Source organism: Rudanella paleaurantiibacter (assembly GCF_009184635.1).
In the GTDB taxonomy this organism is placed as follows: domain Bacteria; phylum Bacteroidota; class Bacteroidia; order Cytophagales; family Spirosomataceae; genus Rudanella; species Rudanella paleaurantiibacter.
This window is the reverse complement of sequence record NZ_WELI01000009.1, coordinates 267,011-282,905: the sequence shown is the minus strand read 5'-3', so window position 1 is coordinate 282,905 and position 15,895 is coordinate 267,011. Positions and strand designations below refer to the sequence as shown.

General features: G+C 53.8%; 15 protein-coding genes. 12 read left to right on the top strand and 3 right to left on the bottom strand.

The annotated features are described in order from the left end of the window. Nucleotides 1-36: 36 nt before the first annotated feature. A complete protein-coding gene (locus F5984_RS20310) occupies nt 37-1,860 on the bottom strand; it encodes an LTA synthase family protein (protein WP_185155590.1) in 1,824 nt (607 codons plus the stop codon). Between the two features lie 435 nt (nt 1,861-2,295). Between F5984_RS20310 and F5984_RS20305 the strand changes: the two genes are divergently transcribed. The 6 genes from F5984_RS20305 (at nt 2,296) to F5984_RS20280 (ending at nt 9,830) form a co-directional block, all read left to right on the top strand. Continuing rightward, nucleotides 2,296-3,318 (top strand): glutamine synthetase beta-grasp domain-containing protein, encoded by a 1,023-nt coding sequence (locus F5984_RS20305; RefSeq protein WP_019987159.1) that lies wholly within the window; start codon nt 2,296-2,298, stop codon nt 3,316-3,318. A 214-nt stretch (nt 3,319-3,532) separates the two neighbouring features. Beyond that, the gene (locus tag F5984_RS20300) at nt 3,533-5,722 is read left to right on the top strand and encodes a glutamine synthetase III family protein (protein ID WP_152126040.1); all 2,190 of its coding nucleotides are present in this window, start codon (nt 3,533-3,535) and stop codon (nt 5,720-5,722) included. Nucleotides 5,723-5,854: 132 nt separating this feature from the next. Then, nucleotides 5,855-7,015, top strand: a complete 1,161-nt coding sequence (locus F5984_RS20295; RefSeq protein ID WP_246169198.1) for a M20/M25/M40 family metallo-hydrolase — start codon at nt 5,855-5,857, stop codon at nt 7,013-7,015. Between the two features lie 4 nt (nt 7,016-7,019). Further along, nucleotides 7,020-7,580, top strand: coding sequence for a hypothetical protein (locus F5984_RS20290; RefSeq protein ID WP_152126039.1), 561 nt, complete (start codon nt 7,020-7,022; stop codon nt 7,578-7,580). A 100-nt stretch (nt 7,581-7,680) separates the two neighbouring features. After that, nucleotides 7,681-8,535 carry an AAA family ATPase gene (locus F5984_RS20285; protein WP_152126038.1) on the top strand — a complete coding sequence of 285 codons (855 nt, stop codon included), beginning with the start codon at nt 7,681-7,683 and terminating at the stop codon, nt 8,533-8,535. A gap of 92 nt (nt 8,536-8,627) precedes the next feature. Next, on the top strand, nt 8,628-9,830 hold the full coding sequence (locus F5984_RS20280; RefSeq protein WP_152126037.1) for a vWA domain-containing protein: 1,203 nt from the start codon (nt 8,628-8,630) through the stop codon (nt 9,828-9,830). A 29-nt stretch (nt 9,831-9,859) separates the two neighbouring features. Here the strand turns inward: F5984_RS20280 and F5984_RS20275 are convergent, their stop codons facing one another. Further along, on the bottom strand, nt 9,860-10,123 hold the full coding sequence (locus F5984_RS20275; RefSeq protein WP_152126036.1) for a hypothetical protein: 264 nt from the start codon (nt 10,121-10,123) through the stop codon (nt 9,860-9,862). Between the two features lie 153 nt (nt 10,124-10,276). Here F5984_RS20275 and F5984_RS20270 point away from each other — a divergent pair, with 153 nt between their 5' ends. The 3 genes from F5984_RS20270 (at nt 10,277) to F5984_RS20260 (ending at nt 12,611) form a co-directional block, all read left to right on the top strand. Further along, nucleotides 10,277-10,975 (top strand): 16S rRNA (uracil(1498)-N(3))-methyltransferase, encoded by a 699-nt coding sequence (locus F5984_RS20270; protein ID WP_152126035.1) that lies wholly within the window; start codon nt 10,277-10,279, stop codon nt 10,973-10,975. An 88-nt stretch (nt 10,976-11,063) separates the two neighbouring features. Further along, on the top strand, nt 11,064-11,729 hold the full coding sequence (locus F5984_RS20265) for a DUF4159 domain-containing protein (protein WP_152126034.1): 666 nt from the start codon (nt 11,064-11,066) through the stop codon (nt 11,727-11,729). Between the two features lie 84 nt (nt 11,730-11,813). Next, nucleotides 11,814-12,611 carry an acyl-CoA desaturase gene (locus F5984_RS20260; protein ID WP_152126033.1) on the top strand — a complete coding sequence of 266 codons (798 nt, stop codon included), beginning with the start codon at nt 11,814-11,816 and terminating at the stop codon, nt 12,609-12,611. 57 nt (nt 12,612-12,668) lie between these two features. Here the strand turns inward: F5984_RS20260 and F5984_RS20255 are convergent, their stop codons facing one another. After that, complete coding sequence (locus F5984_RS20255) at nt 12,669-13,304, bottom strand: HAD hydrolase-like protein (protein ID WP_152126032.1); 636 nt, start codon at nt 13,302-13,304, stop codon at nt 12,669-12,671. 30 nt (nt 13,305-13,334) lie between these two features. Between F5984_RS20255 and F5984_RS26790 the strand changes: the two genes are divergently transcribed. The 3 genes from F5984_RS26790 to amaB all read left to right on the top strand — a co-directional run bounded on the left by F5984_RS26790 (nt 13,335) and on the right by amaB (nt 15,880). Next, nucleotides 13,335-13,706, top strand: a complete 372-nt coding sequence (locus F5984_RS26790) for an HAD family hydrolase (protein ID WP_246169196.1) — start codon at nt 13,335-13,337, stop codon at nt 13,704-13,706. 42 nt (nt 13,707-13,748) lie between these two features. Next, entirely contained in the window at nt 13,749-14,141 is a 393-nt protein-coding gene (locus F5984_RS26785; RefSeq protein WP_246169194.1) for an HAD family hydrolase, read from the top strand. 215 nt (nt 14,142-14,356) lie between these two features. Then, nucleotides 14,357-15,880, top strand: a complete 1,524-nt coding sequence (gene amaB, locus F5984_RS20245) for an L-piperidine-6-carboxylate dehydrogenase (protein ID WP_152126031.1) — start codon at nt 14,357-14,359, stop codon at nt 15,878-15,880. The last annotated feature ends 15 nt before the right edge of the window (nt 15,881-15,895 follow it).

Sequence of the window (15,895 nt, the reverse complement as noted above, 5' to 3'; positions counted from 1 at the left end):
GGTCTCTGCTGCCCGGGTGAGCGCCCACGAGCCAGCCTATTTGCTCAGGTAGTCGCCTACGCTGACAGCTTCGAAAGCCATCCCCGTTTTAAGGTCTGTATCCGACACGGTTCCGTGCTGTTCGATAATCTGCCGGGCATCGTTATCAAATACCAGTGCCCGCCCCGGCCGCACAAAGCCGAACCCGTTATGAAACGCAAAGTAAGCAAACGACTCGGGTACGGGGGCCAGCGCATCGCGGCTCCACCGGAACGCGGTTGATTCGATACCCAACTGGTGCAGCAGCGTAGCGGCCAGGTCGGTTTGTGAAGCCACCTGATCGAGTACGCCCGGTTTTTTGAGCGCCCCACCCAGCCATAGCATTGGGATATGAAACTCAGCGGTTTTGTTGGTGCCGATATGAGGGAGTCGGTGGCCATGATCGCCCACGATAATCACGAGCGTGTTATTCCACCAGGGTTGCTGTTTGGCCTGCGCAATAAACTCGCCTAAACTCTTGTCGGCATAGTAGTGGGCGTTCAGAAACAGGGCTTCCTCGCTTTTGCCGGGTATGGCCGTAGGCATAGGCACCTCAAAAGGCTCGTGGCTGCTGAGGGTGAAGAATGTGGTAAAAAATGGCGCTTTCTGCTTGCCCAGATCGGTCAGTACCCGGTTGTACACCACATGGTCGTGGGCACCCCATTTCGAGTTCCAGCTTTCGGGCGGGAAGTCGGCTTTTGAGACAATCCGGTCGTACTGGCTATGGAACAGATACGACCGGATGTTGGCAAACTCGGTCTCTCCACCATAATAAAACGCTGTTTGGTAGCCTTGTTCGCGGAGGGTACGGGCCAATGTCGGGAGCTTAGATGACTTCTGCGGCACAGTCATGATCGACGTGAGCGGCTGAGCCGGAAAACCGCTCAGCAGGGCCACCAGCCCCTTTTCGCTGCGGTCGCCACTGGCGTAGTAATTGGTAAACAGCATCCCCTCGCGGCAGAGCTTATCGAACTCGGGCGTAACCCCCGTACGCCCGCCCACGGGCGAGACAATCTTGGCCGTCAGGCTCTCCCACACAATAAGCAGTACGTTGGGGCGCGGTGTGTTCAGCACCCCCGCCGACTGGGGCTGACTACCCGTTGGGTACAGCGACTGCACCGCCTGATTAGCTACGTGCTGGGGCAGAAACTGGAACGGGTTGGTTTGATCGTCGGATTTTTCGAGGGCCGAAAAAATGAAGTTCCATTGGGGGTTAATGGCCGCATGATTGGCAAACGCAACCGGCGAGAAGAAAACCCCGCTCACATTCATCGGGATTTGCTGTAACCCACCCCGAATTGGGATAATGAGGGCGGCCGTGGCCCCCAACAGCGGCACAAATGACCAGCGCGGAGCCGGCCGAAGCAACACAAACGCCAGGTGGTTGAGCCGGTTGAAAAACAGGAGGCCCAGCACGATCAGCCCAATAAGGACAACCGAGAGCCATTCGAGGGGCGACGAACCGATGGAAGCCAGGGCTTCGGTGGGCGTTTTAAGGTACCGTAAAAAGGTCGTGTCGAGACGGAATCCCCAGGTGCGGTACATCTCCATATCGATGGTGGTCATGAAACTGACCAGAATCAGCAGCAACGACGTATAGCGGCTAAAGAACCCCGGCAACCAGCGTGACGGCAGAAAAGTCAGTGCCAGCCCCGGTAGCAGACCGGCGTACCCGGCAACCGATAAGTCCATGCGGAGGCCATGCAGCATAATGTCTGGCCAGAGGGTGAGGTCGGCCGTGCCATGAGCCGCCTGATATATCAGAAAAATGCAACGGTTAAACTGGAGCCAGAGTGTCCAGCCAATGCCGTACAAAAGCAACCACAGTACGCGTGTAATCATGTTCAAGTTACGGAAACCAATGTCGATGATAACCACAAAATACATGAATACGTGCCAAACAACGCTACACTATTTATAGGAACGGTGTACAGACTTAGTAAAAGGTAGGTGTATGATTTGGGGTGTTTAAAGTAGAAAAAGTCTCGATTTTGGATAAATAGGTTCTGAAAAGGGCAAATTTTAGAGAGGTTTATATTCAATAGGGCAAACTTATGTTTGGTATTTGAGGGATATGCTTCCGAATTTTATTGTCTTATTTTTGTACACTACGAATTATAATTATGAATTTTTTACAAATTTCGATAAAAATGGGGGTTTGATTTGCGGTTGACTTTATTATTATCTTGTTGGCTATTACATTTGCCAACAGATAATCAACGGTTTGCCGCTACCGTTTAATCGCAACAAAACCTAACATCTATATCGTTTATCATCATGGCAAAGTGCAAACTCGAGTACATTTGGCTTGACGGATACAAGCCCACTCAAAGCCTTCGGTCGAAAACCAAAATCGTAACGGATTTTTCGGGTAAGGTAGAAGACGCTGAAATGTGGTCGTTTGACGGATCATCGACTGAGCAGGCTCCCGGCGGCTCATCGGACTGTCTCTTGAAGCCTGCTTTCGTTTGCCCCGATCCACAGCGCAAAAACGGTTTCCTCGTGATGTGCGAAGTGCTCAATGCCGATGGCACCCCCCACGAGTCGAACGGCCGTGCCACGATTGACGATGATGACAACGATTTCTGGTTTGGTTTTGAGCAGGAGTACTTCCTGTGGGATGTGGCCATCGACAAGCCGATGGGCTTCCCCGCCGAAGGTTTCCCCAAGCGTCCGCAGGGACCATACTACTGCTCGGTAGGTGCCATGAACGCGTTCGGTCGTCATATCGTCGAAGAACACCTGGATGTGTGCCTCGATGCCGGCCTGAACGTAGAAGGTATCAACGCCGAGGTAGCCACCGGTCAGTGGGAGTTCCAGATTTTTGCTAAAGGTGCCAAAGAAGCCGGTGATCAGATTTGGGTAGCTCGCTACCTGCTGGAGCGTATCGGTGAAAAATACAATGTTGCCATCAACTGGCACTGCAAGCCCCTGGGCGATACCGATTGGAACGGTTCAGGTATGCACGCTAACTTCTCAAATACGGCCCTCCGTACTGCGGGTAGCAAAGATGTGTACGATACCATCTGTCAGTCATTTGCGCCGGTAGTGGCAGAACACATTGCCGTGTATGGTGCTGATAACCACATGCGTTTGACCGGCAAGCACGAAACTCAGTCGATTGATACGTTCTCATACGGCGTGTCTGACCGGGGCGCTTCGATCCGTATCCCCATCGCAACGGTGGAGCGGGGCTGGAAAGGATGGCTCGAAGATCGTCGGCCCAACTCGGCTGCTGATCCGTACAAAGTAGCTTCACGTATCATCAAGACCGTGAAGTCGGCCGAGGTGCTCGTATAATGGGTAGGGGTAGGGTTCTATACAATCGCTCAGGTCGCGGTATGTAATCACAACCCGTTTCGGTCGTAAACCAGTTGAATCCAATTACCAACCCCATAAAATCAAACCCCATCTGCCTGGCAGGTGGGGTTTTTCAGTATTGTTGCATTGATTTTTAGCCAATCTGTTTAGTTTTGGCCTTGTTTTCACCGCATATAAATGCCACTGACTTGTTATGTCGAATTACCGTTTCAAAGCCCTCGAAATAGCCCAGAATCGTTACGCTAAACCCGTGACTCCGCCTGCCGAGCGCGTGGCCGATTTTTACGGCGTTAATACATTCAATAAAGAAACCATGCGGGCGCTGCTTTCGCCCGAGGCATACCTCCGTATCACCGAAGCCATTGACACGGGTGGCAAAATTGACCGCGACATTGCCGACGAGGTGGCCAACGCCATGAAGTCGTGGGCCGTATCGCGTGGAGCTACCCACTACACCCACTGGTTTCAGCCGCTGACCGGCTCGACGGCCGAAAAGCACGATGCCTTCTTTGACTTGACGATGGACGGAAAAGCCATTGAGAAGTTCAAAGGGGGAGCTTTGGTGCAGCAAGAGCCCGACGCGTCGTCGTTCCCGAACGGGGGCCTGCGCAATACCTTCGAGGCTCGTGGCTATACTGGCTGGGACCCGTCGTCGCCCGCGTTTCTGATGGACAACGGAGCCGGTGGTAAAACACTCTGTATTCCGTCGGTATTCATCTCGTACACCGGTGAGGCTCTTGACTACAAAACGCCCCTCCTCAAGTCGTTGTCGGCCCTCGACAAGGCCGCTACGGCTGTTTGCCAGTATTTCGACCGGAACATCGACAAAGTAACGGCCACCCTTGGTGCTGAGCAGGAATACTTTGTAATCGACAAAGCCCTGTTTTACGCCCGGCCTGACCTGGTCATGGCGGGCCGTACCGTGTTTGGTCACTCGCCAGCGCGCGGGCAGCAGCTCGAAGACCACTACTTTGGCTCTATTCCGCCCCGGGTTAACGCATTCATGGTCGACTACGAATTTGAGGCCCTGAAGCTGGGTATTCCGGTTCGGACGCGCCACAATGAAGTAGCCCCCGGTCAGTTTGAAGTAGCCCCGACGTTTGAAGAGGTTAACCTGGCCGTAGACCACAACGCCCTGCTCATGGATTTGATGGAGCGTGTGGCCGAGCGGCACGATTTTAAGGTGCTGTTCCACGAAAAACCATTTGCCGGTATCAACGGCAGTGGTAAGCACAACAACTGGTCGATGGGTACCAACACGGGTGTTAACCTGCTCGGACCCAGCACCAAGCCGAAAGAAACGCTCCGGTTTATCACGTTCCTGGTGAACGTAATCAAGGCCGTACACGACCATGCCGATCTGCTGCGGGCCAGTATTGCCTCGGCGGGCAACGAGCACCGGTTAGGTGCCAACGAGGCTCCTCCGGCCATTATGTCGGTGTTTTTGGGTGAAACCCTCACCAAGGCACTCGAAGACCTCGAAACCAAAAACGAAATCGCGCTTAACAAAGGCGATAACGTGTACTACAAGTTAGGCCTGAACCGGATTCCGTCGCTGATTCGGGACAATACCGACCGTAACCGTACCTCGCCGTTTGCCTTTACCGGCAACAAGTTTGAGTTCCGGGCGGTAGGGGGTGCTGCCAACTCATCGTCGACGATGATTGTGCTGAACACCATTGTGGCGGCTCAGTTGCAACAGTTCAAGGCAGACCTCGACGTGCGGTTGAACAACGGGGAGAAGAAAGAACTGGCCATTGTCGACATCCTGAAGCAGTACTATAAAGGATGCAAGCGGATTCTGTTTGAAGGCAACGGCTACTCGGATGAGTGGGTTGAAGAAGCCGCCCGCCGGGGTCTGTCGAACATCAACTCGACGCCCGAAGCGCTGAAAGTTTATCTGAATTCGGAGTCGCTCGATGTGTTCCAGCGAGTTGGCGTTATGGGCCATACCGAGGTGCATTCACGCTACGAAATTGAGCTGGAAAAGTACGTCAAGAAAGTGCAGATCGAAGCCCGTGTGATGGGCGATCTGGCCATTAACCACGTTGTTTCGACGGCGGTGAAATACCAGGCTAAGCTGGCCGAGACGGCTAAAAACCTGGTTGATCTGGGTATGGTGACTGAAGCCGAGCCTGTGAAAGACATCCTTCGGGAGATTTCGACCCGGGTAGCCGTGATTAAGAAGAACGTGGAAGAGATGATCGAAGCCCGCAAGCGCGCCAACAACAAGGCCGATACCGCTGAGATGGCCCGGTTGTATGCTACTGAGGTGATCGGATACTTCGACGGAATCCGGTACGAGGTAGACAAGCTGGAGCAGATTGTTGATGATGAAGACTGGCCGCTGGTGAAATACCGCGAGATGCTCTTTGTGAAGTAAGGGGCGAAGCGGGCCGCTGTGGCATTTCTGCGGGCCGATATGATTAGTTCTGTGCGGGTCTGGTGTTTTGATTAACACCGGACCCGTATTTTTTTAGTTCTGTCCCGACCTCCTGACCATCTCCTGTATCCTGTGCATTCCGACCTGCTTGCGCACCTGACCCGATTGCCCCACCGCGGGGCGGCTACCCCCTGCGAGCGGGAAGCCGCAGCGTTGCTGAGTCAAAGCCTCTCCGACATGGGGGCCGAGGTTCGGCTCGAATCCTTTCGAACGCCCAAAACCTACGTAACGGTGGTGTACTGGCTCATTGGTGGGCTGGTGTTGGGGTTGCTGCTGGTGCGGCCGGGAGCCTGGTGGACGCCCGCCCTGGCGTGGGTGTACGTGGTGCTGGCCTGGCTGTATTTCAATTGGCGATATTCACCCGTGGTGCAGTTTCCGGTATTGCATACAGCCCATAATGTGGTGGGTCGATGGGCCGCCACCACCGACCGGCCTGAGTCGGTCAGGAAGTTGATTCTGATGGCTCATTACGATACCGCCCCGGTATCGGCCCTGTATGGGTCAAGTCAGCGAACGTTTCGGGCGTCGCTTATAATCTCACTGATGCTTATGTTGCTGGCGGCTGTGCTGGCTACGCTTGAGGCTATCGGGGTAGGGTGGGAGTGGCTGCCGTATGCCCGGTACGGACTGGTGGCCTACTTTGTGTTGCAGGCGGTGCTGGGTACCATTGGCTACTACCTGCATGGCTACACCAACGGAGCCAGCGACAACGCAACCGGTGTGGTGGCAGCTCTCAAAACGGCCGACCGACTCCGGCAGAACAAACCGGCCTACGTAGACCTGGAAGTAGTGCTCACCAGTGCCGAGGAGGTTGGGATGCTGGGGGCGTATTATTACGTAGAAAAACACCGCCAAAGCTGGCCGACGGGCAAAACGGCCGCGATCAACTTTGATACGCTGGGGGCTGGTAAACTAACGGTAATCGAACAAACCGGTACCGTTGAGGTTATTCAGTACAAAAATATAGCTACGCAAACGGCCCGCGAACTGCTTCAGGATGAGCCGTTTCTGAGTAAAGCGCAAACCGGGCGCTGGCACACGGCCGATTTTGATAGCGTCTGGTTCGTGCGGCAGCACATCCCCGTTCTGGCGTTGTGTGCGCTCAACGAAAACGGCGAGATGCCTCGGATTCATCGCCCCGAAGATACCATTAGCGCGGTGGATCAGAGACCGTTAGATATAGCGGTTGATCTGGCCGAAGCGGTTTTCCGCCGATTGTCTGTAGCTTTGTAAGTATATGGCAACGAATCAGAATCCGGGCTTTGACCCGAAAGAAATCGAAGAGCTGCGTGCCGAGTGCCGCGAAGAAGGAATCTCGTTTGTGTACATCGAAGATCCCGATCTCGATATGCTCGAGTCGGGCGAGTGCGAGCACATTCAGTTTGTGGGTACCTACAAAGGTCAGGACGTTATTTATGATGCCCTGGTGTACACCCTGCGCTTGCACCACAGTAGCATGGTGTACGAGATGGCAGTTGAACAACTCAAAACCTCGTTTCCGAGCTACGTGCCACCCGAAGAGCGTAAGGCGAATTATAAAATTAGCCCCGAAGATGAGGAAGAAGCCGAAACCGCGCTAACCGAGTTGATTGAGGAGCTGGAAGAAACCGAGGCTGTGAAAGTGCAGGAGCATGTTGAACTTGATCTCGAATCGGACTACGGTATTGCACTCGACGTATGCCTTAACGTAGAAGAAATCAACGAAGAGGTAATTGAAGAGTTCATCCAGAATTTCAACGGCGGCACTCTCAAGCTGGATACAACCCTGTACTCGTTTACCGAAGACGGCGAAGAATAAGGTTTTGGTTTTTAGTTTATGGTTTATCGTTTTGGTTGTTGATGATTAGGTAGTTACGCACGATAAACCAAAACTACAAACCAAAGACTACGAACGGTTTATGTTCACTGGAACTGATTCATACATCGCTACGCGCGAACTCAGCACGGCCGTTAACGCGGCCGTGCTGCTTCAGAAGCCTCTGCTGATCAAAGGGGAACCCGGTACGGGTAAAACCCTGCTGGCGTTCGAAGTAGCCCGCTCACTTGGAAAACCCCTGTACACCTGGCACGTAAAATCGACCACCTCGGCCCAGCAGGGGCTGTACGAATACGATGCGGTGTCGCGGCTGCGTGACTCTCAACTTGCCGACCGAGGCCTCGAATCAGCGCGCATCAACGACCTCTCGAACTACATTCGCAAAGGAAAACTCTGGGAAGCTTTCGAGTCGGAAGAGCAGGCCGTGTTGCTGATCGACGAAATTGACAAGGCCGATATTGAGTTTCCGAACGATCTGTTGCAGGAGCTCGACCGGATGGAGTTCTACTGCTACGAATTGCAACGAACCATTTCGGCCCGGCATCGCCCGGTGGTGATTATCACCTCGAATAACGAGAAAGAGCTGCCCGATGCGTTTCTGCGCCGGTGCTTTTTTCACTACATCCGGTTTCCCGACCGCGAGACGATGGAGCAGATTGTGGCGGTTCATTTTCCCGATTTGCCGCAGGCGTTGCTGGCCAAAACGTTGTCGGCGTTTTACAACATCCGGGACGTAAAGGCGCTCAAGAAAAAACCCTCAACGAGCGAGCTGATCGACTGGGTACGGTTGCTGCTGGCATCGGGCGTCACGCACGACGACCTCACCGACCTCGACACGCTCACCGAGCTGCCGCCTTACCTCGGCGCTTTGCTCAAAAATGAGCAGGACTCGGACTTGCTGGGGGCACTGAAACGAAAGGGAGCCCGACCGTATTGATGAGTAGCAGTAAGCAGTGGCAGTAGGCAGTAGCTGACGCAAGAGTACTGCCACTGCTCCCTGCCACTGCCTACTGCTTACTGCTACTAAACATGTTTCTCGACTTCTTTCTGCTGCTTCGTCAACATCATTTGCCGGTTACCCTACCGGAGTACCTGACGCTGCTTGAGGCTTTGCGGAGCGATGTGGCCGAGCCGACTATCGACGATTTTTACTTCTTGAGTAAAACGACCCTGGTCAAGCATGAACAGCATCTGGATTTGTTCGACCGGGTGTTTGGCCTGTTTGTGACGGGCCGGGAGTCGGTTGGGGCCGAAGGCTTGCCCGATATTCCGCCCGAGTGGCTTCGCGATGCCATGCAGCGGTCTCTGAGCGACGAAGAAAAAGCGGCTCTGGAAGCGGCCGGGGGGCTCAATGCGCTCTGGGAGCGTTTCCGGAAATTGCTTCAGGAGCAGGACGAACGCCATGAAGGTGGTTCAAAGTGGATTGGAACGGGCGGGACGTCGCCCTTTGGCGCGGCCGGTTATGCCCCCGAAGGCTTCAAAACCGACAAAGGTGCGCCCGGCAAGGGGAGCGGGCGGGCGCTGAAAGTTTGGGAAGACCGAGCTTACAAAAACTACGCCGACGATATTGAGTTGAATACCCGGAACCTCAAAATGGCCCTGCGCCGGTTGCGGATTCTGACGCGTGAAGGGGCCGACAATGAACTGGACATCGACGGTACCATTGACCGAACGAGCCGCAACGCGGGGATGCTCGATATTCAGATGCAGCCTTCTCGTCAGAATCGGGTCAAAGTGCTAATGCTGTTTGATGTAGGCGGTTCAATGGACGAACATATCGAACTCTGCAACCAGTTGTTTTCGGCGGCCCGCTACCAGTTTAAGCATCTGGAATTTCTGTACTTTCATAACTGCGTGTACGAAACGCTCTGGAAAGATAATACGCGCCGGAAAGACCGTATTCCGACCTGGGAGGTGCTCCATAAATACAACAAAGAGTACAAGGTCATTTTTGTGGGCGACGCCAGCATGTCGCCCTATGAAATTACGGCCCCCAAGGGTAGCGTGGAGCATTACAACGAAGAAGCAGGCCTGGTGTGGCTCAATCGGTTCAGGGAGCAATACCCGCATTTGGTGTGGCTCAACCCCATGATTCCGGCGTATTGGTCGTACACCCAGAGCATCGACATCGTGCGGAAATGGTCGGGCAATCGGATGTTTCCGCTCACGCTCAATGGCCTGACGGGCGCCATGAGAAGCCTGAAAAATCCGAAAGTGACGTTTGACGTGTAGACAGGCCACCGGCCATCCGTTTGAGGCTACTACTGGCGGGACTTTATTTCTTTAACAAGTTTACTTCTGTAGATAAACTTGCTTGCAACAGAATAGAGTAGCCAGAGAATCAAGGCCGCAAAGAAATAACTAAACGAGTCTTTCATAATATAGAGGGCTAAAACTATTGTCAGGGCGACAATTGAGAGACTGCCAATCAAATTCCTGGTGGAAAAAAATGTGCTATTCAAAACTCGCTCTTCAGCATACAGTTCATCTAATGTCATTTCGGAAGGTTTCTTTTTGGTAGCCATTGGTCGGAGGTAAAGTCGGGTGAGATGAAAGAAATTGGAACCCTACAAATTGAGATTGTATTTATCTTGTTGACTCGAAGGGACTGAAGGTCGCTTTAAATTAAGCTAAAATAATCAGTATCTTGCCTGAAATAGCCCAAACAGTAGTAAAAAGTGCATTTGTTTTACCAGCCCGATTCTATTTCTCAACTGACCGAAGATGACTCCCGTCATGCCGTTAAAACCCTTCGGCTGGGTGCGGGCGATTCTATTGCCGTGACCAACGGGCGGGGCACCCGCTTCGATGCCCAAATCACAAAAGCCGACGCCCGGCAGTGCGCCTTTCGGATTCTCGACGAGCAGTACACACCCGCCCGCCCTTTCTCGGTGCGCATTTGCGTGGCCCCGACCAAAAACATTGACCGGATTGAGTGGTTTGTGGAGAAAGCCGTTGAGCTGGGTATCGAACGAATCAGTTTTTTCTTTGGGCAACATTCCGAACGGCGGGTGCTCAAGCTGGAGCGGCTCGAAAAAATTGCCATAGCCGCCATGAAACAGTCGCTGCAAAGCTGGATGCCCCAACTGGATGAGGCCCTGCCCCTCGAAAAGCTGCTGCCTACCATCACCGAGGGTCAACGGTTTATTGCCCATTTGCCCGCCGATGCTCCGCCGGAACATTTGTTCAGCAAGGCCACAATAAACGGTAGCTACACGGTGTTAATCGGACCAGAGGGTGACTTTGCGCCCGCTGAATTAAGTGCCGCCCAACAGGCTGGTTTTGCGCCGGTAACGCTCGGCTCGAACCGGCTCCGAACCGAAACCGCAGCCCTCGCGGCCTGCCAGATTCTAAACCTGAAAAATACGGAACTGTGATTGCGCGGATGAACCTGATTGTGATGCCATCGCGCCGACCAGCATACGTACCGTATACATATCGCTAAACGTACAGCCCTGATTTACGATGAAAAAGATACTCAGTACATTACTTATTCTGCATTGTGCCTTCTTCATGGCCCCGGCTCAGGCGCAATACGCCTATAAAATTGCCAAACTGAAGTACAACGGTGGGGGCGACTGGTACGCCAACAAAACCTCGTTGCCTAACCTGATTAAGTTTGCCAATCAGAACCTGCGCATGAACATCTTCCCCGAAGAAGACATTGTGGAGGTGGGCAGCCCCGACCTGTTCAGCTACCCGTTTGTGCACCTCACCGGACACGGAAACGTACTGTTTTCGGCGGCCGAGGCTCAGAACCTGCGCCGGTATCTGATGTCGGGCGGGTTTCTGCACATCGACGATAATTACGGCATGGACAAGTTTATCCGGCGCGAGATGAAAAAAGTTTTTCCGGAGCTGTCGTTTGTCGAATTACCCTTCAATCACCCCGTTTACAGCCAACGGTTCAAGTTTTCGACGGGTTTACCCAAGGTTCACGAGCACGATGGCAAGGCTCCGCAGGGGTTTGGTTTGGTCTATCAGGGACGTTTAGTCTGTTTTTACAGTTATGAGTGTGACCTTGGCAACGGTTGGGAGGATCAGAGCGTTTACAATGACCCTGAACCCGTTCGGCAACAGGCACTTCGGATGGGGGCCAATCTATTGCAATACGCGACAACGTCCAATTAAACCCGGCTTTAAACCGATTAGAGCGGGTATATTCAAGGTTTAATCGTATTTTTGTTTAAAATAAACGTTCAAAACAATTCCACTGTGGTTGCTATCGTCGCTTTTGTGGGGCATTGGTATCTGTCCCTGTTTTGCCAGACATTCTTTCTGCACCGCTATGCTGCCCATAAGATGTTCACCATGAGCAAATTCTGGGAGCGTTTCTTTTATTTCCTGACGTACGTCTCGCAAGGGTCGTCGTATTTGAGTCCACGGGCTTACGCCGTGTTGCACCGAATGCACCACGCATTCAGCGACACGCCCAAAGACCCGCACTCTCCCCATCACACGAAGAATCTTCTGACGATGATGTGGAAAACCAAAAACATTTACAATGCCGTGCTGCACCGCACCCAGAAGGTGGAACGTCAGTTTGACCGGAACTACCCGGAGTGGGCATTGATCGAGAAAGTAGGCGACTCGTGGATCTCGCGGGCGGGCTGGGGTATCGCCTACGCGCTGTTTTACATTTTCGCGTTCCTGTATCTGGACATGCACTGGGCCTTCTTCTTCCTGTTGCCCATTCACTTCCTGATGGGACCCATCCACGGCGCTATCGTAAACTGGAGCGGTCATAAGTACGGTTACCAGAACTTCGACAACCACGATAAGTCGCGTAACTCGCTTATGCTGGATTTTCTGATGATGGGCGAGCTGTTCCAGAACAATCACCACAAGCGGCCGAACTCGGCTAACTTCGGGGCTAAATGGTTCGAAATGGACCCCACGTACCCTGTAATTAAAGGCCTTGAGAAGCTGAAAATTATTAAGATGCGCCCGACCAAAGGTGCGTCGGAAGAGTTTGAAACCGGCCACGAGCGTCGCATCGAAGAGCACGCGTAACCCGGTTTTCGTATCGAATTGAAACGCCCCGCTACAGAGAGTAGCGGGGCGTTTTGTTTATTCCGAAGCGAGTACCACGTTCGTAATAGCTTCGACTTGATTAATGACCTGCCCTTCGGGGAGGGTGGGTAGTGCATCGAAATAGGTATAGCCCCAGCCGACGGCGGCAAACGGGATACCTACGGCCAGAGAGGCTTCCCAATCGCGAAGCTCGTCGCCCACACAGAGCGTTTGGGCGGGCGAAACGCCACTTAGCCGGAGTACCTTACTGAACGCTTTCGCCTTACCAAAAATGGCAGTTCCGCAAACATAGTCGGTGATGGTTGCAGAACACGCTGGCCCCAGTACCCGCCGGATATTGGCTTCGGAGTTGGAGCTGACAATGGCCAGACGAACACCCGCCTGATTCAGTTGCGTCAATAACTCCGGGATGCCCTCAAACAGCCGCACTTCGGTAATAGACTGGGCCATGCGCCGACGAACGCTGTAAGCGATGAAAGGCACCTTCCACGGGGCAATCCCAAAATGACGGATTAGCCCCCGGGCACCCATCGTCCGCAGGGTGTTCAGTTCGGTATCCAGAATCGGCCGGGTACCATATTGCCCCGCTACGGCGTTGAACGTGCGCAAAAACAGGGAGAACGAATCGGCCAGGGTGCCGTCAAAATCGAAAATGACGAGTTGGTACTTCATAGGGGCAAATTAGAGGCAAACCCGGAGAAAATGGCGCGGGCTGTCTGGTTTATCCTCCCCAATGTGACTGTTGGCGGTACTTGTTGTATAGCTTTGCACCCGTTTACCAACCGGTCCGTTGGGGCCAAGCAAAGCCGAATGATTACCAAACCCCGATTAATTGCCCTCGACGCCGACGATACGCTGTGGGCCAACCAGCCCCATTTCGATCAGGCCGAAGCCGACCTCAAAGCCTTTCTGACACAATACGGTACGCCCACCGAACTCGACGAGGCCCTGCGACAGGTACAGATCGAAAACCTGCCCCTGCTGGGCTACGGAGCCAAGGGATTTACGCTTTCCATGATTGAGGTGGCTATTAAGCTGACGGGGGGGCAGGTAACGGGTACGGCCATCCAGTAAATTATTGATCAGGGTAAAAACCTGCTGCGGTTTCGGATTGAGTTGCTCGATGGCGTTGAAGAGGTGCTGGATGCACTGACGCCCCAATATTCACTGATGCTCCTGACGAAGGGCGATTTGCTGGATCAGGAAAGTAAGCTGGCTCGATCTGGCATTGGGGCCTATTTTAGCCATGTGGAGATCGTCAGCGAAAAAAATGAAGCTGCTTACCAGAAAATACTGGATCGGTATGGCTTGCAACCAGCCGAGTTTCTGATGATTGGTAACTCGCTCAAATCGGATATTTTGCCCGTGGCGGCTTTGGGAGCTCAGGCTATCTACATTCCTTATCATACCACCTGGCACATTGAGCAGGTTACCCCACCCGATACGGATATCCAGTACCTGCAGCTCGATAGTCTGCGCGATTGCCTGCCCCTTCTGCTAAGTGAATGAACAATGTAAAATGCGCATTCAGTACTGGACATCCGGACTTCAGACACTGGACTTTAGACTTGCTACCTCTATATGTGGAGGTCTAACGTCTAATGTCCAACATCTAATGTCCAGTACTGAGCTTAGTACATATAAGCGGTTGGCTAATTGCGTTCGGGCAACTGCTGCAGAGGTATTATCTTGCGCTCAAACTGAATCAACAATCTACGCATAGTATGGATTCTATCCTTCCCCTTCCCGCCCAGGCCGTTAAGCCGGGCACCAGTACAGGCCAGCAATTTTGGCACACCTCCGACAAAACCATTGATTCATATTCACCCGTCGACGGCAAGCTCATGGCACGGGTGTACACCTCAACCCGTGCCGACTACGACCGGGTAATCGAGACAGCCCGGCAGGCTTTTGAGCAGTGGCGACTAGTACCCGCTCCCCGCCGGGGCGAAATTGTCCGGCAAATGGGCGAGCAGTTCCGGCTCTACAAAACCGACTTGGGTAAGCTGGTAAGCTACGAAATGGGTAAATCGCTACAGGAAGGGCTGGGCGAAGTGCAGGAGATCATCGATATCTGCGACTTCGCTGTGGGCCTCTCGCGGCAACTGTACGGCCTTACCATGCACTCGGAGCGCCCGGCCCACCGCATGTACGAGCAGTGGCACCCGCTGGGTGTGGTGGGTATTATCTCGGCGTTCAACTTTCCGGTGGCTGTCTGGTCATGGAATGCTATGATTGCCCTCGTTTGTGGGGATGTGTGCGTCTGGAAACCGTCGGAAAAAACACCGCTTACCGCTCTGGCCTGCCAGCAGATTATTGGCGATGTGCTCCGGAATAACGATGTGCCCGAGGGGGTATCGTGCCTGGTAACGGGTGGCCGTGATACGGGCGAGTGGCTCACCCGCGACCCGCGTGTGGCCCTCGTGTCTGCTACGGGGAGCACCCGTATGGGACGGGCCGTGGGAGCAACCGTAGCCGAGCGTATGGGCCGGTGCCTGCTCGAGCTGGGGGGTAACAACGCCATTATTGTCTCGCAACATGCTGATCTGAACGTGGCGATTCCGGCCATTGTGTTCGGGGCTGTGGGTACGGCTGGTCAGCGGTGTACGACCACCCGACGGCTGATTGTGCACGAAACCGTGTACGAAGATGTGAAAGCGCGGTTGGCGAAAGCCTACGGGCAATTACGCATTGGTAATCCGCTCGAAGAAACAAACCACGTGGGGCCGCTGATCGACAAGGGGGCCGTAGAGGGCTATCTGGCCGCGGTTGAGGCCGTACAGCAGGCGGGTGGCCGGTTTGTGGTGGAGCCGGGTGTGCTGGAGGGCGAAGCCTACACATCGGGGTGCTATGTGCGCCCGTGCATTGCCGAGGCTCAAAATAACTGGGCCATCGTACAGCACGAAACCTTCGCGCCTATTCTGTACCTGATGAAGTACCAAACCATCGATGAAGCCATTGCCCTGCAAAACGGGGTGCCTCAGGGGCTTTCGTCGTCAATTTTTACGCTCAACCTCCGCGAAGCCGAGCAATTCCTGTCGGCGGCTGGTTCCGACTGCGGCATTGCCAATGTTAACATCGGCACGTCGGGAGCCGAAATCGGGGGCGCGTTTGGGGGTGAAAAAGAAACAGGTGGGGGCCGCGAATCGGGGTCCGATGCCTGGAAAGCCTACATGCGTCGCCAAACCAATACCATCAACTACGGCACAACGCTACCCTTAGCACAGGGTATCAAGTTTGATATTTGAGAATTGGCCGGTGAA